Origin of the sequence: Roseburia inulinivorans DSM 16841 (assembly GCF_000174195.1) — a bacterium.
GTDB classification, from domain to species: domain Bacteria; phylum Bacillota; class Clostridia; order Lachnospirales; family Lachnospiraceae; genus Roseburia; species Roseburia inulinivorans.
Genome location: NZ_ACFY01000096.1, coordinates 17,501 through 39,012, shown reverse-complemented (window position 1 = coordinate 39,012; position 21,512 = coordinate 17,501). Strand labels below are relative to the sequence as shown.

At 35.4% G+C, this 21,512-nt stretch carries 18 protein-coding genes; 13 read left to right on the top strand and 5 right to left on the bottom strand.

The annotated features are described in order from the left end of the window. Positions 1–19 precede the first annotated feature (19 nt). The 4 genes from ROSEINA2194_RS11060 to ROSEINA2194_RS11045 are packed head-to-tail and all read right to left on the bottom strand — an operon-like array spanning position 20 to position 5,974. Complete coding sequence (locus tag ROSEINA2194_RS11060; protein WP_044927718.1) at positions 20–1,744, bottom strand: hypothetical protein; 1,725 nt, start codon at positions 1,742–1,744, stop codon at positions 20–22. A 31-nt stretch (positions 1,745–1,775) separates the two neighbouring features. After that, positions 1,776–2,708 carry an SGNH/GDSL hydrolase family protein gene (locus tag ROSEINA2194_RS11055; RefSeq protein ID WP_007886834.1) on the bottom strand — a complete coding sequence of 311 codons (933 nt, stop codon included), beginning with the start codon at positions 2,706–2,708 and terminating at the stop codon, positions 1,776–1,778. An 11-nt stretch (positions 2,709–2,719) separates the two neighbouring features. Beyond that, on the bottom strand, positions 2,720–4,213 hold the full coding sequence (locus ROSEINA2194_RS11050; protein ID WP_007886833.1) for an MBOAT family O-acyltransferase: 1,494 nt from the start codon (positions 4,211–4,213) through the stop codon (positions 2,720–2,722). A gap of 21 nt (positions 4,214–4,234) precedes the next feature. Continuing rightward, complete coding sequence (locus tag ROSEINA2194_RS11045) at positions 4,235–5,974, bottom strand: sulfatase-like hydrolase/transferase (protein ID WP_007886832.1); 1,740 nt, start codon at positions 5,972–5,974, stop codon at positions 4,235–4,237. A 275-nt stretch (positions 5,975–6,249) separates the two neighbouring features. Here ROSEINA2194_RS11045 and ROSEINA2194_RS11040 point away from each other — a divergent pair, with 275 nt between their 5' ends. The 11 genes from ROSEINA2194_RS11040 (at position 6,250) to ROSEINA2194_RS10990 (ending at position 18,208) form a co-directional block, all read left to right on the top strand. Continuing rightward, positions 6,250–7,845, top strand: coding sequence for an LTA synthase family protein (locus ROSEINA2194_RS11040; RefSeq protein WP_172727100.1), 1,596 nt, complete (start codon positions 6,250–6,252; stop codon positions 7,843–7,845). A gap of 35 nt (positions 7,846–7,880) precedes the next feature. After that, positions 7,881–9,362 (top strand): alkaline phosphatase family protein, encoded by a 1,482-nt coding sequence (locus ROSEINA2194_RS11035; protein ID WP_007886830.1) that lies wholly within the window; start codon positions 7,881–7,883, stop codon positions 9,360–9,362. Positions 9,363–9,392: 30 nt separating this feature from the next. Further along, positions 9,393–10,853 carry a sulfatase-like hydrolase/transferase gene (locus ROSEINA2194_RS11030; protein ID WP_044927716.1) on the top strand — a complete coding sequence of 487 codons (1,461 nt, stop codon included), beginning with the start codon at positions 9,393–9,395 and terminating at the stop codon, positions 10,851–10,853. A 24-nt stretch (positions 10,854–10,877) separates the two neighbouring features. Then, positions 10,878–12,365, top strand: a complete 1,488-nt coding sequence (locus tag ROSEINA2194_RS11025; RefSeq protein ID WP_044927714.1) for an MBOAT family O-acyltransferase — start codon at positions 10,878–10,880, stop codon at positions 12,363–12,365. A gap of 76 nt (positions 12,366–12,441) precedes the next feature. After that, entirely contained in the window at positions 12,442–13,374 is a 933-nt protein-coding gene (locus tag ROSEINA2194_RS11020; RefSeq protein ID WP_044927711.1) for an SGNH/GDSL hydrolase family protein, read from the top strand. A 158-nt stretch (positions 13,375–13,532) separates the two neighbouring features. Continuing rightward, entirely contained in the window at positions 13,533–14,426 is an 894-nt protein-coding gene (locus ROSEINA2194_RS11015; RefSeq protein WP_044927708.1) for an NTP transferase domain-containing protein, read from the top strand. 87 nt (positions 14,427–14,513) lie between these two features. Continuing rightward, complete coding sequence (locus ROSEINA2194_RS11010; RefSeq protein WP_007886819.1) at positions 14,514–14,819, top strand: APC family permease; 306 nt, start codon at positions 14,514–14,516, stop codon at positions 14,817–14,819. Further along, entirely contained in the window at positions 14,807–15,268 is a 462-nt protein-coding gene (locus ROSEINA2194_RS11005; protein WP_007886817.1) for an amino acid permease, read from the top strand. Before ROSEINA2194_RS11010 ends, ROSEINA2194_RS11005 begins: the two co-directional genes overlap by 13 nt. A gap of 208 nt (positions 15,269–15,476) precedes the next feature. Further along, a complete protein-coding gene (locus tag ROSEINA2194_RS11000) occupies positions 15,477–17,069 on the top strand; it encodes an AAA family ATPase (protein ID WP_007886815.1) in 1,593 nt (530 codons plus the stop codon). A gap of 224 nt (positions 17,070–17,293) precedes the next feature. Then, positions 17,294–17,575, top strand: coding sequence for a helix-turn-helix domain-containing protein (locus tag ROSEINA2194_RS10995; RefSeq protein ID WP_007886813.1), 282 nt, complete (start codon positions 17,294–17,296; stop codon positions 17,573–17,575). Positions 17,576–17,587: 12 nt separating this feature from the next. After that, positions 17,588–18,208 carry a hypothetical protein gene (locus ROSEINA2194_RS10990; protein WP_007886811.1) on the top strand — a complete coding sequence of 207 codons (621 nt, stop codon included), beginning with the start codon at positions 17,588–17,590 and terminating at the stop codon, positions 18,206–18,208. Here ROSEINA2194_RS10990 and ROSEINA2194_RS22525 read toward each other — a convergent pair. Continuing rightward, positions 18,205–18,339 (bottom strand): hypothetical protein, encoded by a 135-nt coding sequence (locus tag ROSEINA2194_RS22525; RefSeq protein ID WP_265336039.1) that lies wholly within the window; start codon positions 18,337–18,339, stop codon positions 18,205–18,207. The two genes, ROSEINA2194_RS10990 and ROSEINA2194_RS22525, sit on opposite strands and share 4 nt — an antisense overlap. Before the next feature lie 205 nt (positions 18,340–18,544). Here ROSEINA2194_RS22525 and ROSEINA2194_RS10985 point away from each other — a divergent pair, with 205 nt between their 5' ends. Beyond that, positions 18,545–19,258, top strand: a complete 714-nt coding sequence (locus ROSEINA2194_RS10985) for an NERD domain-containing protein (RefSeq protein WP_007886803.1) — start codon at positions 18,545–18,547, stop codon at positions 19,256–19,258. A 149-nt stretch (positions 19,259–19,407) separates the two neighbouring features. After that, positions 19,408–21,504, top strand: a complete 2,097-nt coding sequence (yidC, locus tag ROSEINA2194_RS10980) for a membrane protein insertase YidC (protein ID WP_227970438.1) — start codon at positions 19,408–19,410, stop codon at positions 21,502–21,504. The last annotated feature ends 8 nt before the right edge of the window (positions 21,505–21,512 follow it).

Genomic DNA, 21,512 nt, shown 5'->3' with positions numbered 1-21,512 from the left:
AAGGTATCCTTTTCTGTGTTTAAAAATAAGAGTCAACCATTGGTATGGTTGTGTATTGATAATTTTGCAAGGCATTAATCTGATCATCAATATTACCTGTATAGTTGTATAAGTGGTATACGTTTGATCCACCGGAAGAGATTCCATCGTAGCGTGGAACATCTGGATAAGAAGCGTCATAATCCCGGATATAAAGCAGACGTTCCCGTTGCTGATCGGGATAAAAATCATGTATACTATATCCGAATTCACTGTAATCTTTATCAAGCGATTGAACGATGGTTGGAACAAGTTCGTCTAAAGTAATAGGAGCATTGGTACCATTAAGTGATTCGTGGGATTCCTGTTTTTCCTTGATGAAAAAGATTATTTGTGGATATTCAACGTCACCATGATCAGAGGTGATAATAATAGTTGAATCATCATAAACGCCTAGTGTTTTTAATTCGTTCAAATAAGCTTCAAGCATAGTGAAAATTCCTTTAACGGTTGATTGGCAAGTTGCATTCTGATCATCAAACTGACAATTTTCATCGGTTGTGAATTCATGTGTACCATTTAAGTGCTGAATTATGAAATAATTACCAGATGAATCAGTTGTCAGACCATTTTCTATGAGATGATTATAAAAATCATAGTTCGTATGTAAAATATTGTTTTGCGGATAAGATACAATAGTGGTATATGTTTCATTTGATACGTCAAAAAAGGATTTGAAATATTCTGGCATAAAGCGATAGCAGGACATATAGAACATTGTCTTATACAGTTTATGGTAATCAATGCAAATAGAACTTTGTTTTGTAGTTATATTACTAATTTTTCCGTCAAGAAGCGGCAGAGAATGATTACCTGTCAGAATAGATGTCGTTGGAGTATATAAATTTACTTTGTAATTGGCATCAGATAAAATAGAAAAATAATCATTTGTAGTAGTATTTGTCCAACATTCTTCTAACCAGTCATCAACAGATAACGAAGGATCTAAATCGTTTCCTGTTAGTAAATGCGGTAGCGATGGATAAGTTCCATGGTAATTGCAGTCGGCATTATTGTAATAAGTGAAATCATGCAGAAAATCCTTTAAATCCGGATATTTTTCAACGGCAGATGCAAGGTAAGTGCTGGAAAAATTATCCAGAATAAATAAGATAATGTTATCATTTGAGGATACGGTAAATTGCTTACTTCCATCCAGAATAAGTTCGTCCTTGTCACTGTAGTATGTAAAGGCGGATTTATCTGCGGAGGGGAAAAGTGAAATGTATCCAACACATTGCATCCCCAGAATAATGAGAGAGGATGTTAACATTACTTTTTTGAAGATATTCTGTTGAAATTTTGCAAACAGCAAAGCTCCCAAAATGATAGTTGTCCAAATAATGGAATTTACAATTATTTTTGAAGGTGATGCGGTGTATGCTTCTGCACGGACACCCATTTGTTCCAGATGGCGGTTTAAAAACATTGTCTGGATATATCCTGCAATTCCGATTCCCCAGAAAACAGAAAGAATATATTTTCCGAGCTTGTCTGGAAAGAATGAAATAACAAGCGTAAAAATAAATGATATTAAGAATGCAAAAATGAAAAATTTCCATCCAAATTCCTGATAGACAAATCCAAATTCTTTATAATTGCCAAAAAATATTTCAGATGGCCCCATAACGAAGAGCGTGAAAAATAGAAGCAATACAACAATATAGTTTGAAAGAAAATGTAGGAAAACGTTTTTCTTTGCCATTAGAAAACTCCTTTCGTGCAGCATATCACTTTTAGTTTGTTTCAGAGAGCAGATTATGAGAAACAATATATTCTCCAAGATAGTCGGCAACTTTGGTTGCTCCGCTTATATTCAGGTGTTCGATATCCATAAAATCTGTATCACCGTTGAGCCCGACATCATCCATGTGTTCAAACAGGTTAAGGTAAGTGCAGTTGTTGGCAGCAGCATATTCGGCCATGGCATCTGAATAATTATATTCCCCCTCATAAGGAACAGTATAAAAGATAAGACGAATATTATTTTCATTGCAGATGTTTACAATTTTATCTAATAATCTGACAGAACTATCAGGCAGCTCTTTCTGCTCGAACGTTGCGGGATCGGAGATCACTGTTGGAACAATATGGTCGCTGCCTGAAAATCCATGCGATGCCTGATACTCTTCGACGGAAGTTCCGGAATCAAAACTGTAATAATTAACGTTTGTCCAGTTTTCGTGAAAGGCAAGTAATGGGATATAGTAAGATAAGTAACGATCCTTATTCTTACCAAAGCATTGGGCTAAATATTCTCTTTTTCCTTTAAAATCGGAAATGCCTTTTGTGTAATAAATTTCACCATTGAGATCCGTGTCTTCATGAACTTTGTCTACGTTAAAGGTTTCAATTAATATCACTTTAGGAGATTGTGTTCTTAGGGCGTCCTCAAAGAACAAAGTGGTGGTATTAAGAAATTGCCAGTTACAGCCATAATTATAAGCACTGAATCCATATCTTTCTGTCATTTCATTTACATTTAATCCTTTATATACATGGCTGGAACCACAGGCGATGACATCAAATGAATTTTCAGGCATGGAATGAAAAGATTCTATTGCATGGAAAGCATCCACTGTAAAATTAGGTTGTAAAAGGCGTCCGGCATAGAATACGGAGATACCAATGATGGCAGCACAACTGATGCAGCATACTATTTTTTTCATTATTTTTACCTCTAAAATTGAAAATAAATAAATTTGGATGCATCATAGGAAGTTCCGTAAATTCCGAATATCAGAAGGAAAACAACGGAAAATGCTATGATCAGAACCTGACACCAGGCATCCTGTCTGGCGATAATTTCACGGATACATATTTTCTTCTGCTTTAAATAATCCGTTACAAAAAGTAACAAAATACATAAAAGCATAAAGCAGAAGTTTTTGGAATTCAGTCCACAGTTATAAAGTGATCCATCAAAGAGAATCCATGGATTATGTATATGGATAATCTGTGAGAGAATCGTGAGTGCTTCTGAAAAACTGTTGGCGCGGAAAAATATCCAGGTGAAATCAATCAGGACAAAAGTCACTATAATATGAACGGCTTTATGTCCGATGGAATTTCGGTTTAAGTGAAAAAGTTTCACAAGTTTATCACGCAAAGGCTGCAGAATCTCACCGATGATCTGGTAAAGTCCGTTCAGACCACCCCACACGACAAAAGAGATTTTTGCACCATGCCAGAGACCGCTTACGAGGAAAACAATCATTTTGTTCCTATATTTACGCCATTTACTGCATCTGCTTCCACCGAGCGGAATATAGAGGTAGTCCCTGAACCAGGAAGTCAGGGAAATATGCCATCTTCTCCAGAAGTCAGCAACAGAAACTGCCAGATAAGGAGACTGGAAGTTTTCCATTAACCGGATACCGAGAATCTGGGCAGCCCCCATAGCGATAATAGAGTATCCGGCAAAATCACAGTAGATCTGAATGGCAAAAAGTGCAGTGGCTACGATCAGATACCATCCACCAAAGGTGTGATAATCACCGTAAACCCAGTCAACGAAGATTGCAATACGGTCAGCCAGTACAATTTTTAAGAAAAATCCCCAGAGCATCAGTAAAAGACCGCTTTTGGCTTCCTCGGAATTAAACTTATGTGGTGTGGCAAGCTGTTGCAGCAGGTGACTGGAACGCTCAATCGGACCGGCGACCAGCTGCGGAAAGAATGATACAAAAAGTGCATACTGAAAAAAATTCTTTTCAGCACAGGTATCTCCACGGTATACATCGATCGTATATCCCAGTGCCTGAAAGGTATAGAAAGAGATGCCGACAGGAAGAAGAATATCGACAGATGGAAGATTGAGCTGTATATGGAAGACGGACAGTGCATCCCCTAAAATTCCGATTGCAAAATTAATATATTTAAAATAAAAAAGCAGGGACAGGTTTAATAAAACACTAATAGCTACAACTATTTTTTTCTTCCGCATGATAAGCGGATCAGCAGATCTTTGCTGGAGCGTATCCAGTGCAAGACCGCTAAGGTATGTCACTATGGTAGAAAAAAGAATGATCAGAGCATATTTGGCATTCCAACACATATAGAAATAGTAGCTGGCAATCAGAAGCCAGTAGTTTTTTAGCTTTTGTGGAATCAGAAAGTATATCAATACCACAATCGGGAAAAAAATTAAAAAGTCAGATGAGTTAAATGACATAAAAATCTCCTTAAGTAATCATTAGAAATAGGAATCAATTACCTGTACAGGTGTATAATATCCATTGTCATAAAGAAAGACAAGGTCTTTCAGTGTGCCATAATAAGTATATACATGATAAGCATTCATGCCGCCTTCGGTCACGCCATCGAAGCGTTTGACGGCAGGATATGCATCGTCTCTTACGCGGATGTAAACGCTGCGTTCCCTGGACTCGTCAGCAGAAAAATCGTGGACACTCTGACCGTATGGAGTATAATCTTCACCTATAGCTTCCACAATGGTAGGAACAAGATCATTCAGGCTGATTGGAGCATTCGTTGTCTGCATAGAGTCGTGCGTTTCATTTTTTCCTTTCATAAAGAAAATCATCTGTGAACGTGCTTCGGAACCATGATCGGCGGTAATGATAATCGTTGAGTTATCATAAATACCAAGGTCTTTAAGCTGCTGTAAGTAGGCATCAAGCATTGTAAAAATACCTTTTACAGTTGTTGCGCAGGTTGCATTATCAGGATCATAAGCGCAGTTTTCGTCGTTGACGAATTCATGCGTGCCATTCAGATGCTGGATCGTAAAATAGTTGGATGCTGAATCAAGGCTTAATCCGGTATCTTGCAGTTTTTCATAAAAACTATAGTTGGAATACATCATTTCATTGTCTGGGTAAGATACAATGCTTGTATATTGAGAATTATTTACATCAAATTGAGGTTTGAAATATTCAGGTAAAAAACGATAGCAGGACATTTGCAGCATCGTTTTATTGAGTTTTTCATAGTCAATCTCTCTTGAAGAAGATTCAGTTCCTACATTATCTATTTTCCCCTGAAGTAATTCCAGAGTATCGGTCCCGGTAAGAAGACTGGTCACAGGAGTGTACAGATTTACTTTGTAATTGTGTTTTTCGAGAAGTTTATAGTATGTGTTTGTGGAATCGTTATTCCAGCATTGGTTTAACCAGTCGTTTACAGAAAGACCGGTATCCAGAGGATTACCGGTAAGCATATGTGCAAGTGATGGATAAGTTCCCCAGTAGGCACAGTCAGCATTATTATAGTATGTAAAATCAGAAAGAGAATCTGTCATGTCTGGGTAGGAAGCGAGCGCTTCATCCCAGAAGGTGTTGGAAAAATTATCCAGAACAAACAGGATAATATTTTCATTAGAGGAGAGTGTATATTGTCCGGCACCGCTTAGGGAGAGTTCTCCATCGGTGTCATTGTAAGCCATTGCAGAAGCATCTGCTGTAAGAAATAAAGACACAAATCCTACAATCTGGATACCAAGGAGAATACTACTGGTTACGGTCAGCAGTCGGGTACAAAGGTCTTTTTTGAAAACACAGATAAGCACAGATGCAGCCAGGATAACAAGCCAGAATAAAGCATTCAGGATGACCCGTGTAGCATTGGCTGTATATCCTTCAGCAGATACCCCAATCTGGTCGAGATTTTTATTCAGAAACATGGTCTGAATATACCCGGCAATGGTAAAACCCCATAAAACGGAGAGAATCAGTGTTCGCGGAAATTTTGGAACAATCTGTAAGATTAGGGCGATAAAAAGCGCAAGGACTACAGAAATTCCCAGAAATTTCCATCCAAATTCCCTATAGATAAAACCAAATTCACTGTAGTTGCCGAAAAAAATCTCAGACGGTCCGAAAACGCCAAACATGAACAATGGCAGAAATACGATCAAAAGTGTAAATAAATAGTTTTTAAGAAAAGAACCAGGTGTAACAGCTTTTTTTAACATAAATTTCCTCTTTCTTATTAAATGTATTTCGATTGAAAAATTACGAATGCAATTATAGCATAGAACACAGGGAAGGGATAGTATTCAGTTGAAAATTCTTGAAATACACAGGGTTATCATGTAAAATGATATGAGTTATTAACTTTATATGAGGTGCAAAAATGAAAAAAAAGAATATTTGAAAAATTTTTTTATGTTGGGAATCTGTCTTTCTATTTATCTTTATGATTGGAATTTTTGGTCCGTCCGAAGTCTTTTTTGGTAATTATACAGAGTTGGGAGTTGTATATGGGGAATTCGGTTGGTTATTTTTTGTGGTTGGATTTACCATTTCCATCATAATTGCATTCGTTTTGGTATTTTTCCCAGAAATAATTCGGAAGATTATATTAGCAGTTGTCTGGGGATTATCCATTGCCGGATATATTCAGGTTATGTTTTTAAATAAAGGGATTGACCAGATTGGTGTGACAGCAGAGGGGTATATTCCAGATGCCGACAGAGTAATAAAGAATGCTGTTTTTTGGGGAGCTGCAATTGCAATTACATTTGTCATCACATTTGTTTGCAAAAAGAAATGGAGTAAGGTAATACAGCTTACAACAACAGTGCTTTTATTAGTCCAGCTGGTTGCATACGGCTCCTTATTTCTGACAACAGATGATGGAGCTTTTCATTATGCTGAAAATGAACTTTGTTTAAACATGGAGCAGCAGTTTACAATCTCTTCCAATGAGAATATTATTGTACTTCTTTTTGATAATTTGCCAAATGAATGGTTTGAGGAAGCAAGAGCAACTTATCCGGATATTACAAAAGGGTTAGAAGATTTCACATACTATAACAATGCAGATTGTAATTATTATGGAACATATCCATCCTTTATTCATATCTTGACAGGAAATCCATTGGATCTAAGTTTATCTGTAAATGATTATTTTAAACAAAGTTGGGACAATGAGAAAACGAATGCATATTTTAATATTTTACATAGTCATAATTATAAGATGAATGTGTTTTCGTATTTGTCAGAAGTTATGACGGGAGGTAATAGTCTTGAAATTGCGGAAGGAAAAGTAGACAATATTATAGAAAAAGATGATGCAAGAGAAATTGATAAGCCACTTTTGTATAAAACTATGCTGAAAATGTCATTATACCGATATATGCCAGAATATTTTAAACCAAAATTTGATGTACAGAATGAACAATATGCAAGTATTGTATCGTATCCGAATAATACGATGCAGTATTCAAATCCGAATTTTTACAATACAATGATGGAAAAAGGTCTGACGATTGATGATTCCAGCAATTATTTTGTTGTGAATCACTTAAATGGTGGACATGAATTTATTAATGATGCAAATTGTCAATATGCACAGGATCCAGATAGAGATGATACTATAAAAGGTATTTTTTTGTTAGCGGCAGAGTATATTAACCAGATTAAGGAATCAGGCTCCTATGATGATTCTACAATTATTATTATGACGGATCATGGAACAGGTAGAAATGCCCAACCTATTTTCTTTATGAAAGAGCCTCATGAGACGCATGATGTAATGCAGGAAAATAATGCGCCTATTACATATGAGGAACTTATGCCAACGATTGTAGAGTTATTAGGAGAAGATTATTCTGTTTTTGGACAGAGTTTTCATGAGTTTAAGCAGGATGAGGTGCGACATCGTGTTTTCTATGATAGAACATATGATACGGAATATCCGGATGTGAAAAGATACGATGGAATGCAGGGAGGAGCAAATATTTATTATAAATATGAATATGATGGAAATCTTGGTGCAATCCAGTATCAATATGATAATGAATTACATGAAATTTTCCCAATGGTAGATTCTTATTATTAGGATGGCAAACTTTTGATAAAACAGAGGATAAAGAGATGAAAATTAAAAACAATGTCAAATGCTTTATTTCGATGATCGCAATTATTTTATATCCGAGCATGTTTATGTATTTTCATAACATGTCGGAGGGACATTTTATAGAAATTTTACCATCGATCGGGAAAAATTTGATTTTAGCAGTAGTTTTATTAGTTGCATTTAGTGTACTATTTAGAAACATAAGAAAGGCTTTTTTAACAAGTGAGATAGCATTACTTCTTTTTATGAATTTTAATACGATTCTTGGAGCAATCAAAAAAATAATCCCGGGTATGAGAAAAGCATATTTTTTTGTGATTGTTGCAGTTATATTAACGATAGTATTCTCTGTTATAAAAAGAAAAATAAATGAGCCGGAAAATATTTGTACAATTCTCGGAATTGTGTTTTTCGTTCTCATAGTTTTCAACCTGATAAGTTCAATTCCACAGATATTAACCAATAATAATAAGACAGCTGTCTCACAGGAAGAAAATGATATTGCCGAAAAAAGATTTACCGGAGACAAGCCGAATGTATATTTCTTTTTATTTGATGAATATGCGGGTTTTGAGAATATTGAACACTATTATGATTACGATAATCAGGAATTTTCAGATTTTCTTACACAGAGGGGATTTAATATTTCATATGGAAGTCATAACACAGAGTCTATTTGGACATCTACAATTGTACCCAATATTCTGAATCTCTCATATGTAGCAAGTGATGATATTTACTCTATTGATAATATGGCGCGATCGGAGAATGCGTATCTATATCAGCTCTTTGCCAATAATGGATATCAGATTAATATGGTCAATCATTTGAATACATTTTCAGATACCAATTGTAATGTTTTAAATTATAAACAGAAGAAAGAAAATTTATCTACTTATGTTCTTGACAATGGTATCTGGAGTGAAGTTGATTCTTTTGTGAGTTGGGGAAAACAAAAATTAAGCGGAAACTCCAATGATTATTATACGAATCTGAGTGATGTGTTGACTATTATGGAAAATATTACAGATTATACGAGTGATAGTAAACCAACATTTACTTTTGCTTATGCAGAATGTCCACATGAATATTTTACATTTGACGCAGATGGTAATCGGATAGCGAAAGAGGATGAAACAAATTGGAAAGATAAAAGCATATATCTTAACCAATACAAATATATTACAAAATGTATGGAAAGAATTGTAGAGGATATTCAGAAAAACGATCCGGATTCATTCATTATACTAATGTCTGACCATGGAGCAAGATATCCGCACTGGCAGGTTGATCATTATGGTGCCAAAGCCTATGATGCGTCAGTAGAGACTTTATATATGCAGAATATTTTAAACTGTTTCTATTATAAGGGTGAAAAGCTCGATATAGAAGGTATGACAAGTATTAATACATGGAGAACGGTACTGAATACTTACTTTGGAACGGATTATGAGATGCTGCCGGCACCGGAAGGTTTTAAGGCAAGTACAGGATTTTAGTGATATATGCAACAAAACAGGTAAAAGTAAATGAGAAGAAGTATAAAAAAATTTTTTACAATAAGTACAATAGCGTTTGTTATTTTGTATCCATGTTTATTTATGTATTTCCAGAATGCCGATGAGGCAAAACTTATTGATGCATTACCTGCATTCGAAAAATTTTTGGCATTAGCGATAGTAGTGTTTGTAATTTGTATTATTTTCATGAAGAATACTGGTAAGGCAGTGTTAGCCAGTGATGTAATACTTTTTATCTTAACTAATTTTAATGTATTTTTAAGCAAAGTAGATCATGTGATTGGAAGAAAAAAGATAATTGTAATTTTATTTTTTATAATATTTATGTTTATGATTCTGGTTAAGAAAAAAATCAGATCTGAACAAAATATTTGTATGTTGATTGGAATATATTTTCTGGTACTAATTGCAATGAATTTTTTTGTGGCGCTTCCAACAATATGCTCAAAACTAAATTATCAAAAAGTGGAAAATTCAGAGAATATAGAATATGTGTCTGAAGAAAAGCCAAATGTATATTTTTTTATATGTGATGAATATGCTGGGGTAGAGGGGCTGGAACGGTATTATAATTATGATAATAGAGTCTTTTTAAAACATATTGAGGAAAATGGGTTTAATATTTCAACAACAAGTCATAATTATGAGTCATGTTCTACGACAGTAAATATACCGAATTTATTAAATTTGGAGTATGTTGCTTCTCCAGACGAACTGGAAGCAAATAATTTAAAATATATGAAAAATCCTAAGTTATATCAAATTTTTAAAACGAATGGATATACGATTAATTTGATAAATCATACCCAGTTTTTGGATGAAGATGGGTGCAATGTTATTGCAACATCAGATGTAGTGGATACAATTTCAACCTATATTTTGCAAAAAAGTATTTTTCAATTAATAAAAGATTATAAAGCAGAACAAATTGAAACCAGTACAGATACACAATATTATGTATCAGATTTAAAAAATATATTAAATACGATGCAGACATGCTATAAAATGGTTGATAAGGAGAACCCCACCTTAACAATAGGGTATGTGTCATGTCCTCATCCTCCATTTGTAATCAATGAGGAAGGGGGAGCAGTTGATTATAGAAATACATCCAATTGGGCAGACAAGAGTCTTTATTTAAATCAATTAAAGTATGTAAATGCCTGTATGGAGAATGCAGTGGATGGCATTTTACAAAATGATAGAAATGCTATTATTATTATACAATCTGATCATGGAGTTCGTTATCCTTATCATATGATGGAGTGCTACGGAACGCCTGAGTATGACGCAACTATAGAAACGCCTTATATGCAGAATATATTAAACTGTGTTTATTATCAGGGAAAAGAGATGGATATTGAAGGTAAAAGTGGGATTAATACACTTAGAATAGTTTTAAATGAGATTTTTATGACAAATTATGAGATGTTAGATAATCCAGAAAAGTATTTGTATCAATATAAATAAAAGATATATAACGTAGGAGAAGGTATGCTTTTTAATTCATATAGTTTTTTTGTATTTTTCCCAATAGTTGTCGTAGTTTATTTCCTATTACCCAAAAGAGTAAGTTATCTGTGGCTTTTGACTGCAAGTTATTATTTTTACATGGGGTGGAATGCAAAGTATGCATTATTGTTGTTATTGTCTACAGCAATTACTTACATAAGTGGTATAGTGATTCAGTGGTTGAATGATAATCGCCCTGAAAAAATAGAGGCAAAAAAATGGGTAGTTGTAGGATGTATTGTAGCTAATCTTGCAATTTTATTTTTCTTTAAATATTTTAATTTCACAATCGAAAGTATAAATGCAGTATTGGATCACACGAGTTTGCCGACAGTAAATACATCGTTAGATGTATTACTTCCAGTAGGGATTTCTTTTTATACATTTCAGGCTTTAGGATACACTGTGGACGTGTATCGTAGAGAGATTGAGGCGGAAAAGAATTTCTTTCGATACGCGTTATTTGTATCTTTTTTTCCACAACTTGTAGCAGGACCAATTGAACGCTCAAAGAATTTATTGAATCAGCTGCGAAATCCGAAATCATATCATTATGGGAGAATGTGTGATGGACTGTTACTAATGATTTGGGGATATTTTTTGAAATTGGTGATTGCAGACCGAATTGCAATCTTTGTAGATAATGTATATGCGAATGTTGACATTTATGATGGCAGGTATTTACTTTTAGCCAGTGTATTGTTTGCATTTCAGATATACTGTGATTTCGCGGGATATTCCACAATCGCAATTGGAGCTGCAGAGGTTATGGGATTTGAATTGATGGAGAACTTTAATAGTCCATATCTGTCTCAGTCTGTTGCAGAATTTTGGAGAAGATGGCATATTTCACTCTCTTCCTGGTTTAAAGATTATCTTTATATTCCATTAGGAGGAAACAGAAAAGGAAAAATCAGAAAATATATAAATATTATGATCGTGTTTCTGGTAAGCGGTCTTTGGCATGGAGCAAATTGGTCATATGTTGTATGGGGAGGTCTGAATGGTGTTTATCAGGTAATAGGAGCAATTTTTACACCTCTTAGAAATAAAATCAAAGAAAATTTACACCTGAAGAAAAATTTCTTGCCATTAATGATAGTTTATATGTTTGTGACCTTTATATTAGTGGATCTTACTTGGATTTTTTTTCGTGCAGATACAATACAGCATGCGTTTGATATTATAGAGAGCATTTTCCATATGAATGATCCGGTACTTCTGGCTAATGGTGCACTTTATGATCTGGGACTTAGTAAGCCAAATTTTATAGTTCTTGTTATTTCGCTTTTATTATTGTTATTGGCAGATGTATGTAAATATCGTGGAGTAAAAGTTCGAAATGTGATTTTAAATTTAAATATTATAATAAGATGGACTATTATTATTGTCGGAATTCTGGGGATTTTGATTTTTGGAATCTGGGGAAGTGGATATTCAGAAACAAATTTTATATATTTTCAGTTTTGAGACAGAGAGATTATAGAGGAATTGCAATATCAACAAATCGAAAGAAAAAACTGATAATTAGTATATGAGGAACGAGATGAAAGTTGCAGGACGTATATTAAAGATTATATTTTTTTTAGGGATTTTGGGAAGCGGAATATTTTATATTTCGAAAGCTTTGCTTCCAAGAATACCAGACTTTTATGAAGAAGAACATTGGGATGTAGTGTTTTTTGGAACAAGCCAAAGTTACTGTACCTTTGATCCTGAAATATTTGACGATTATAATTTGAAAACCTATAATCGTGGCAGGCAGCAGCAGACAATGAATTATACATATTATTATGTCAAGGATGCGTTGGATAACAGCGATATTGATGTTGTTGTGTTAGAGATATTTGGTATGTTTTATGATGAGGATGACACAGGATTTACGAGCGAGGGCGTGAGAGATTCTTCATTAAATGATCTGCGATATTCTGACATAAAAGTGGATGCAATAAAAGATTGCGTGCCGGAAGATTTGCAGTTGGATTATTTATTCCCTTTAGGTAAATATCATTCCAGATGGGAGGAATTGGATTATTCGTCTTTTGAGGGCTGGAAAGAGAGTGTAATGAATCCGTATTTTACAGAAGAAGGGAGAGGATTCAAACATTGGGCAGGCGCACAGCCTTGTGGGTATGCATCCTGGGATGAGATATTTTCAGAAAAAAGACGACCTGTTTATGAAGAAAATTTCAGATATCTGGATATGATGAATGAACTGTGTAAGGAGCATGGTACAGAATTGGTATTGGTGCGTGCACCGTTTCCATGCAATGAGAAAACGGTGGAGATGACAAATACAGTTATGGATTGGGCAGATACACATGAGGTTGAATTGATTAATTGTATGAAGGTGACAGATGTTATTGGTTTGAATTTTGAGGAAGACAGTCTGGATGCAGGAACACATTTGAATGAGAGTGGAGGAAAGAAAGTATCCAGATATATTGCGGAGTATTTAAAGGAAAATGTATTGAAATAAAATTCAATTATAGAAAAAATGATACACTAGATGAATATTTATGCAAGCAGGAGAATTAGATAAATTATCGAAAAGTGTTCCGATTATATATGTAACATTGACAACAATGAATGCTAGTACTATACTTCAACAAGATTTATGTATTTAGGAGAAAAAGTATGATCACAAAAAGAGAATTTGATATGTTGGTACTTCTGACAGAGACAAAAGAGGTTGTATCTCAGAGAGATATGGCAGAGCGGTTAAAAATTTCAGCTGAAGCCGTGAATAAGACAGTCAAAGAATTGACAGAAAAAAACTATTGCAAAAATGGACAGATTACACAGGCCGGTCTGGATGCATTGGAACCTTATCGTGTGAAGAGAGCAATATTTGTAGCAGCAGGCTTTGGAAGCCGGATGGTGCCGATCACTTTGAATACGCCTAAACCGCTTGTCAGAGTCAACGGAACACGCATTATTGATACACTTCTTGATGCAGCGGTAGAAGCTGGAATTCCTGAGATTGTTATTGTGCGTGGATATCTGGGAGAACAGTTTGATCAGCTTCTTTATAAATATCCGAACATCAGATTTGTTGAGAATCCGATTTATAATGAAGCAAATAATATTTCCTCCGCTGTATGTGTCAGATATCTTCTGCAGAATGCGTATGTTTTGGAAGCAGATTTACTGCTCCGTAATAAAAAACTGATTCGTAAGTATGAATATGAAACAAATTTCTTGAGTATTCCGGTGGAGTCCACGGATGACTGGTGTTTTGCAACCGATCATAATGGTGTGATCACAGAAGAAAAAATAGGTGGTACCGACTGTCATCAGATGGTTGGAATTTCCTACTGGAGTGAAGCAGATGGAATCAAGCTTGCCAATGACTTAAATGAGGTTTATTTATCGCAGGGTGGAAAAGAGCGCTATTGGGAGCAGGTGCCGCTTGTTTATAAAAAGGAAAATTACCAAGTGCATGTTCGTGAATGTATTGCAGAGGATATTACAGAGATTGATACATTTAACGAATTAAAGGCGATTGATAATCGTTATGTCACAGGTTGATAAAAAAGAGAGAAATATGAGTAATTATAAAAAAATGATAATCAGGGACAACTTCAGAGACAGTTAAGTCCTACACATGTATGGGCAATGGCACTTGGTGCATTGGTAATGATCATTATTGCGTTTAGTTATGCGTATATGGTGCCAAAGTATCCAAAGACCGGCGGCGAATTTACTTTTATCAAGATGTGCTTTGGCAGAAATACGGCATATGTTCGTGGATGGTTTCTGGTAGTGGCTTATTTGACAAATGTTCCAATGAATTCGACTGCAATTGGTCTAATTGTCGATGGCTTAGATGGATCAGCAGATATTTTAAAATGGGGGTTGCATTATCAGGTGGCCGGTAAGATGTCTGGCTTGGAGAAATGTTGCTTGCTATGGGAATATTGATTTTATTTGGAATATTGAATATTCTTGGCGTGAAGAAGGCGGGGATTGTACAGACGATTCTCGCAGCATTGCTAGGCATTTCTGTTGTGACATTGACGATAGCAGCCTTAGTCAGCAGTAAGACATCATTTGCCAATATGGCTCCGTGGTGGGGATTCCATAAATCAGAAGCAGTTGCAGCCTGGACGAACGGAACCTATACTTCTATTGATGAATTTGCCAACAGTGGAACAGTTGGTGCGGTATCAGCTATACTGGCGACTTTTGCCATTGCACCTTGGGCATATGTAGGATTTGATACTATACCGCAGGCGGCAGAAGAGTTTAAATTCTCTTACAAAAAAGTGAGTGGCATTATGATCGTTGCGATTATATTTGGCTGCTTTGTCTATACAGCAAATAATACAATTACTGCAGCGGCATTAGAAAATTGGCCGAAGCAACCATAGGTGTTGTATTTTATGTAAAGCAGATGAAAAAGTGAGTTAACAACTATTATGTATCATTAAGATAAAAAGTTTAAAGAAAATGTTTGCTCCTGTATAGCATTGTTGAAAGTGGTCGTATAATAATTATTATACGACCACTTTTACATTTACAGTTAGCAAAATTACTGTTATTCTTTATTTAGAAGAAACAGAAAGGAGACAGGAAGACATGGGTAGATTCGTAAACCCGGATAATAGTGCATTTCAGGTTGCGTTGAATTCTAAGATATATGTGGATAAGACTGGTTTGATTGAGTACACGAACAGTGTTCTTGATACGACAGATGCTTATATTTGTAATAGCAGACCACGCAGATTCGGAAAGTCGTATGCAGCGAATATGTTGGCAGCATACTACAGTAAGGGTGCGGATTCTGAGAAGATGTTTTCTGGATTGCAAATTAGTAAGGAAGCAGATTTCAGGGAGCATCTCAATAAGTATGATGTGATTCATATTGATATCCAGTGGTTCTTGGCGAATTGTGAGGACGTTGATAATGTTGTAACGCTTATTACAGATTCAGTTTTGAGCGAATTACGGGAAATATATCCAGATATTTTTACATGGGAAGTATCACGTTTACCGGATGCACTTTCCATTGTAAGAGAAAAAACCGGACAAAAGTTTATTATCATTATTGATGAATGGGATGTTCTGATTCGAGACGCGGCAACAAATGGAAAGGTTCAGGAGGCGTATATCAATTTCCTGAGGGGAATGTTTAAAGGAACTGAACCAACTAAATACATTCAGCTTGCTTATCTTACAGGTATTCTTCCTGTAAAAAAAGAAAAAACACAGTCTGCATTGAATAATTTTGATGAGTTTACAATGTTGAGTGCGAGCAATCTGGCTCCTTATATTGGTTTTACGGAGGATGAAGTAGAGAAACTTTCGAAGGAATATCATCAGGATTTTGATAAAGTCAAACGCTGGTATGATGGTTATCTTTTGAAGGATTATCAGATTTATAATCCGAGAGCGGTTGTAGGTGTGATGCTAAAAGGAGAATTTAAAAGTTATTGGTCCGAAACGGCATCTTATGAAGCAGTTACTCCTTTGATTAATATGAATTATGATGGTTTGAAAACAGCTATTATTGAAATGCTTTCTGGTGCAAATGTGAAGGTTGATACTGCAACTTTCAAAAATGATACTGTAAATATTCACAGCAAGGATGATGTGCTTACTTATATGATTCATCTGGGATATCTTGGTTATGATCAGTATACAAAAACAGCGTTTATTCCGAATGAAGAGATTCGGCAGGAACTTACAGTGGCAGTTGAAAGCCGGTCTTGGAATGAAATGTTGATGTTTCAGCAGGAGTCAGAAAGACTTCTGGATGCGACGTTAGATATGGATGGTGTGATGGTTGGAACTCAGATAGAGAAAATTCATAATGAGTATATTTCTGTTATTCAGTATCATAATGAAAATTCGTTAAGTAGTGTATTGACAATAGCATATCTTAGTGCAATGCAATATTATTTCAAACCAATTCGGGAATTGCCGACAGGCCGTGGATTCGCTGACTTTGTTTATATACCAAAACCTGAATATAAAGCGGATTATCCTGCGTTAATTGTGGAACTGAAATGGAATCAGAATGCACAGACTGCAATGCAGCAGATTAAGAATAAAAAGTATCCAACAGCCATTGAAAATTATACGGGGGATATTCTGCTTGTAGGAATCAGTTATGATAAAAATTGCAAAGAACATCAATGTTTGATTGAAAAGTATGAGAAAGAATCATGATATATGTAAAATGCTGATTGAAAATATCGTGATTATTGTTTTAAAAAGCTCGTATTGACAATTCTTAGAATTAAAGAATACAATGTATAAAGTCTTGCGTTTTGAGAAAAATATACTTAAAATTGTTGAATTGAAAGAATTATTAATAAAAAGTTGAAGTTTAACTGAAAACTCGTTATATTATAAGTATCAAATACAAAAAAGAGAAACGGGTGAGATACAATATGGCAGTATACGTTGTAGGAGATTTTTTGCGAGAAACAAGGTTGAGAAGGGGATATACACAGGAAGAAGTTAGTTACGGAATCTGTACACCTGCGTCTTTGTCGAGAATTGAAAATGGAGCACAAAAACCGGGACGACTTATTTTGGAGAAACTGTTTGAACGATTGGGTACGGAGAATAATTTGTTTAATTCTTTTGTGAGCAGGGAAGAAATGGAATTGTATTCTGCAATACAAGAGCTGGTTAGAAATATAACTGATGATGATGTTGCGAAAATTTAAAAGCAGATAGAAGTGGTTGAAAAACTAGCGGTGAATACAACAGAATTGGAACATCAATGCTTGTATTTTGCAAAGGGAGAACTTGCTAGACAGAAAGAGAAGGATGATAAAAAGGCGATGGAAATGTATATGAAAGCAATACATATAACATTGCCGGATTTCGATGGTAAAAATCCATTGAGAAATAATCTTTTGACTTTTGATGAAATTATGATTATTAATAGCATAGCAATTTTATATGCAAACAGGGAAAATGACATAATGAATGCAATTGAATTGGATATGTGGTTAAAGGTTCATATGGAAAATAAAATTATGGATGGAAAAATGAAAACAGCAAAATATCCTATGATTTTATATAATTTAAGTAATTGGTTTGGAAATAAAGAATTTCATGTGGAAGCATTAAAGATGGCAGAATTGGGAGTCGATTTTTGCATTCAATATGGCAATTTAGCGTTCTTTCCTATTTTAGTTGTAAATAAAGGCGTTGCATTAGCGGAGATAGGAAAAATTGAAGATGCAAGGAAGTGTTTGCACCAAGCAATTGCTATTTTTGAAGCTATGAAACAAGTAGATCATGTTCAGCCAGTAATTGATTGGTGCAAGATTCATTATAAAATGGATATTTAATAACCACCTGCTTTATCACCAAAGATATATTGGGCAACAACATAAGAGTTATCCACAACTCCTGTACTTCCAACAATAGAAGCGGCTGCAATAAGTGCACATAATGTGATAGCAAAAATTTTCTTTTTCATGGTTTTGTACCTCCAGTTAATTTTGAGATTATGGTAAATTCCAGAAGGCAAAGAGACCATTCGATGTGACGTAAATTTAAATTTACGCGATATCGAATGGTCTTTTTGCATGAATGGGAATAAAATTAATTAATTTAACAGGATGCTTTGGGGATTAGGGAAACTGTTAAAAGAGATTGAAAGAAATGAAAGGAAAATGTGAGTTATGGTAAGACCAGGATTACGTCGCAGCGAAATTGATTGGGAGAATGTGGACATTCATATCTCCAGAGAAGAAATGGAGAGAGAGCAGGAGCATGAAGCGGCAATACAGCAGGCAAAACAGTATCTGATCAAAAACTTTCCAAAGTTTTGTACAATAAATAATGGTTATTATGAGACAGAGACGTTTAATCATGATGCGGGGATGTATGAAGTAATGCATGTGGACCATATTGTGATTGGTGATCAGGCAATCTATGTGATCAAGACAGTGAAGTTTCCGGAGCATGTCGAATTATACGGAAGCTCAGACGCAAAAAACTGGTATTATGCAGAGAACACAGATAAACAGGAAACGCATAAGCACAAAGTGGACAATGCGGATAAGAGAAACCAGAGTTATTGTGAGTATATACAGATGTTGGCAGGAGAAGCTATCAGACGGGATGTGCCGGCGATTGCAATTGTCAATATTATTGGACTTACAGATGAGCAGATCCATTTAGATATAGAATCAGGGCATGAGGTTGTGACAATGGATAAACTGGCAGACAGGATCCGGTATTATGAGAGTACAATTGACAGTGATCGTGTGGCGTATGAACATAGCGATGATCTGATAAGAAAGTTCAAGGAAGAAGAGGTGTATGATAATATCATTCCACAGATACGGGATGTGGAGTTGAAATACAGAATATATTTAAAACTATCGGAATAGATTTCAGTGAGATTTTAAGCAAATCTTAAGAAGAAATCATTGTTTATAGGTTTACAAGTTTCCTTTTATTTGATAAAATTCTATTTTGGTATGTAAGAATAAAATAGGTGTCTTAATATTTTGAGATACGGTCACATTAGGAGGAAATGATGAGTTTTATTAACACGGTGTTTGGTATTCCACTTGGATATGTCATGTGGGGATGCTATCAGTTAGTGAAAAACTATGGTTTATCAATCATTCTGTTTACATTGGTCAGCAAAATCGTCATGCTGCCGGTATCTATTATGGTACAGAAAAACAGTATTCGAATGATACAGATCCAGCCACAGATAAATGAGATTAAATATAAGCATGCAGGCGATAAAGATCGCATTGCGGATGAACAGATGGAGTTATTCAAGAAGGCACATTATAGTCCAATGCTTGGTATGGTGCCAATGTTATTACAGATTCCATTGGTTCTTGGCCTGATTAATGTCATTTATAATCCAATGCAGCATTTGATGCATATCAAGACATCTGTCTGTGATCAGATCGTGGCAGCTACCTGTTCTCTGATGGGGGTAGATCAATTGGGGAGTGGCGCACAGCTTCAGGCAATGGCAGCATTGCAGAATCCGGATAACTTAAGCTTTTTCCAGAATGCATTGACAGGGACCGGCATTGATATTGAGGCGATCGCAGCACAGGCAGCTACGATTAACACACATTTTCTTGGTCTGGATCTGTCTGTAGTTCCACACATTACTGTATTGGCATGGATCCTTCTTATTCCACTGTTCAGCTGTCTTTCTACTGTTTTACTTTGTGCATGCCAGAATCAGGCGAACGTGTTGCAGAAAGAGCAGGGTGCTTTGGGACAATGGGGAGTAACAATTTTTACAGTTGCATTCTCAACATATTTTACATTCCTGGTTCCGGGTGGAGTTGGTTTGTATTGGATTTTCAGTAACTTGTTCTCCACAGCGTTGATTTACATTTTGAATGCAGTTTATAACCCGAAAAAATATATTGATTACGAGGCGTTGGAGGAAAGTAAACGTCTGCTGGCAGAACAGAAAGCGGTAGAGGATGCCTATAAGAAAAAGATGGCTCCTTATAAGGCTAAGGAAAAAGAGGACTATAAGAGGTTTTTTGCCAAAGACAATGAAAATAAACAGTTAATGTTTTATTCTGAATCCTCAGGATTTTATAAATATTATCGTGGAATGATCGAAGAGTTATTGGAAAACTCGGATATTGTGATCCATTATGTTACAAGTGATCCGGAAGATCAGGTTTTCCAGATCAGGCATGAGAGGTTTAAAGCATATTATATCGGAGAGATCAAACTGATCACTCTGATGATGAAACTGGATTGTGATATTGTTGTTATGACAATGCCTGATCTTGAAACTTATCATATCAAGAGAAGCTATGTAAGAAAGGACATGGAGTATATTCATGTGCCACATAGCATTGACAGTATGAATATGACGTATCGAAAGGGAAGTATCGATCATTTTGACACTATTTTCTGCGTAGGTCCACATCATAAAGATGAGGTCGAGAAGATGGAAGAAACCTATGATCTTCCGCATAAAGTATTGTTAAACTGGGGTTACTGCCTGCTCGATGATATGCGAAAAGATTATGAGTCAAAAGAAAAAGTGATCAATGAACAGAAAACGATCCTGATCGCTCCATCATGGCAGGAAGATAATATTGTGGATTCCTGTCTCGAGGATATTTTACAGAAATTGCGGGCTACAGGATATAAGGTGATCGTGCGTCCGCATCCACAGCATGTAAGACATATGCCAGAGAAGATGCAATTATTAAAAGATAAGTTTGCAGAAGATAAGAATATTGAAATTCAGACAGATTTTTCTTCTAACGATACAGTATTTAATGCAGATCTGATCATTACAGACTGGAGTGGTATTGCATATGAATATGCGTTTACAACATTGAGACCGGTATTGTATATTAATACGCCGATGAAGATCATGAATCCTGAATATGAGAAAATTGGGGTTGTGCCAATTAATATTTTCATGAGAGACAGCATCGGATGCAGCCTGAATCTGGATCAGTTAGACCGTGTAGCAGATGAGGCAACGAGATTGATCGAACAGAGAGATTTATACCACGATAAGATTGATGCTTTTGTGAAACAATATGTATATCATTTGGGAACCAGCGCAAAAGTTGGAGCCAATTATATAAAATTACGTTTAAAACAAATTCATTCAGAAGATTAAAGGAGAAA

Excerpts from the sequence above, each read along its gene's own strand:
- ROSEINA2194_RS11035 (WP_007886830.1), top strand. The coding sequence starts at position 7,881 with ATGAAAATTAAAAACAATGTCAAATGCTTTATTTCGATGATCGCAATT.
- ROSEINA2194_RS10985 (WP_007886803.1), top strand. The coding sequence starts at position 18,545 with ATGGTAAGACCAGGATTACGTCGCAGCGAAATTGATTGGGAGAATGTG.
- ROSEINA2194_RS11060 (WP_044927718.1), bottom strand. The coding sequence starts at position 1,744 with ATGGCAAAGAAAAACGTTTTCCTACATTTTCTTTCAAACTATATTGTT.
- ROSEINA2194_RS11010 (WP_007886819.1), top strand. The coding sequence starts at position 14,514 with ATGGCACTTGGTGCATTGGTAATGATCATTATTGCGTTTAGTTATGCG.
- ROSEINA2194_RS22525 (WP_265336039.1), bottom strand. The coding sequence starts at position 18,339 with ATGAAAAAGAAAATTTTTGCTATCACATTATGTGCACTTATTGCAGCC.
- ROSEINA2194_RS10995 (WP_007886813.1), top strand. The coding sequence starts at position 17,294 with ATGGCAGTATACGTTGTAGGAGATTTTTTGCGAGAAACAAGGTTGAGA.
- ROSEINA2194_RS11020 (WP_044927711.1), top strand. The coding sequence starts at position 12,442 with ATGAAAGTTGCAGGACGTATATTAAAGATTATATTTTTTTTAGGGATT.
- yidC (WP_227970438.1), top strand. The coding sequence starts at position 19,408 with ATGAGTTTTATTAACACGGTGTTTGGTATTCCACTTGGATATGTCATG.
- ROSEINA2194_RS11045 (WP_007886832.1), bottom strand. The coding sequence starts at position 5,974 with ATGTTAAAAAAAGCTGTTACACCTGGTTCTTTTCTTAAAAACTATTTA.
- ROSEINA2194_RS11055 (WP_007886834.1), bottom strand. The coding sequence starts at position 2,708 with ATGAAAAAAATAGTATGCTGCATCAGTTGTGCTGCCATCATTGGTATC.
- ROSEINA2194_RS11005 (WP_007886817.1), top strand. The coding sequence starts at position 14,807 with ATGGGAATATTGATTTTATTTGGAATATTGAATATTCTTGGCGTGAAG.
- ROSEINA2194_RS11000 (WP_007886815.1), top strand. The coding sequence starts at position 15,477 with ATGGGTAGATTCGTAAACCCGGATAATAGTGCATTTCAGGTTGCGTTG.
- ROSEINA2194_RS11015 (WP_044927708.1), top strand. The coding sequence starts at position 13,533 with ATGATCACAAAAAGAGAATTTGATATGTTGGTACTTCTGACAGAGACA.
- ROSEINA2194_RS11050 (WP_007886833.1), bottom strand. The coding sequence starts at position 4,213 with ATGTCATTTAACTCATCTGACTTTTTAATTTTTTTCCCGATTGTGGTA.
- ROSEINA2194_RS11025 (WP_044927714.1), top strand. The coding sequence starts at position 10,878 with ATGCTTTTTAATTCATATAGTTTTTTTGTATTTTTCCCAATAGTTGTC.
- ROSEINA2194_RS11030 (WP_044927716.1), top strand. The coding sequence starts at position 9,393 with ATGAGAAGAAGTATAAAAAAATTTTTTACAATAAGTACAATAGCGTTT.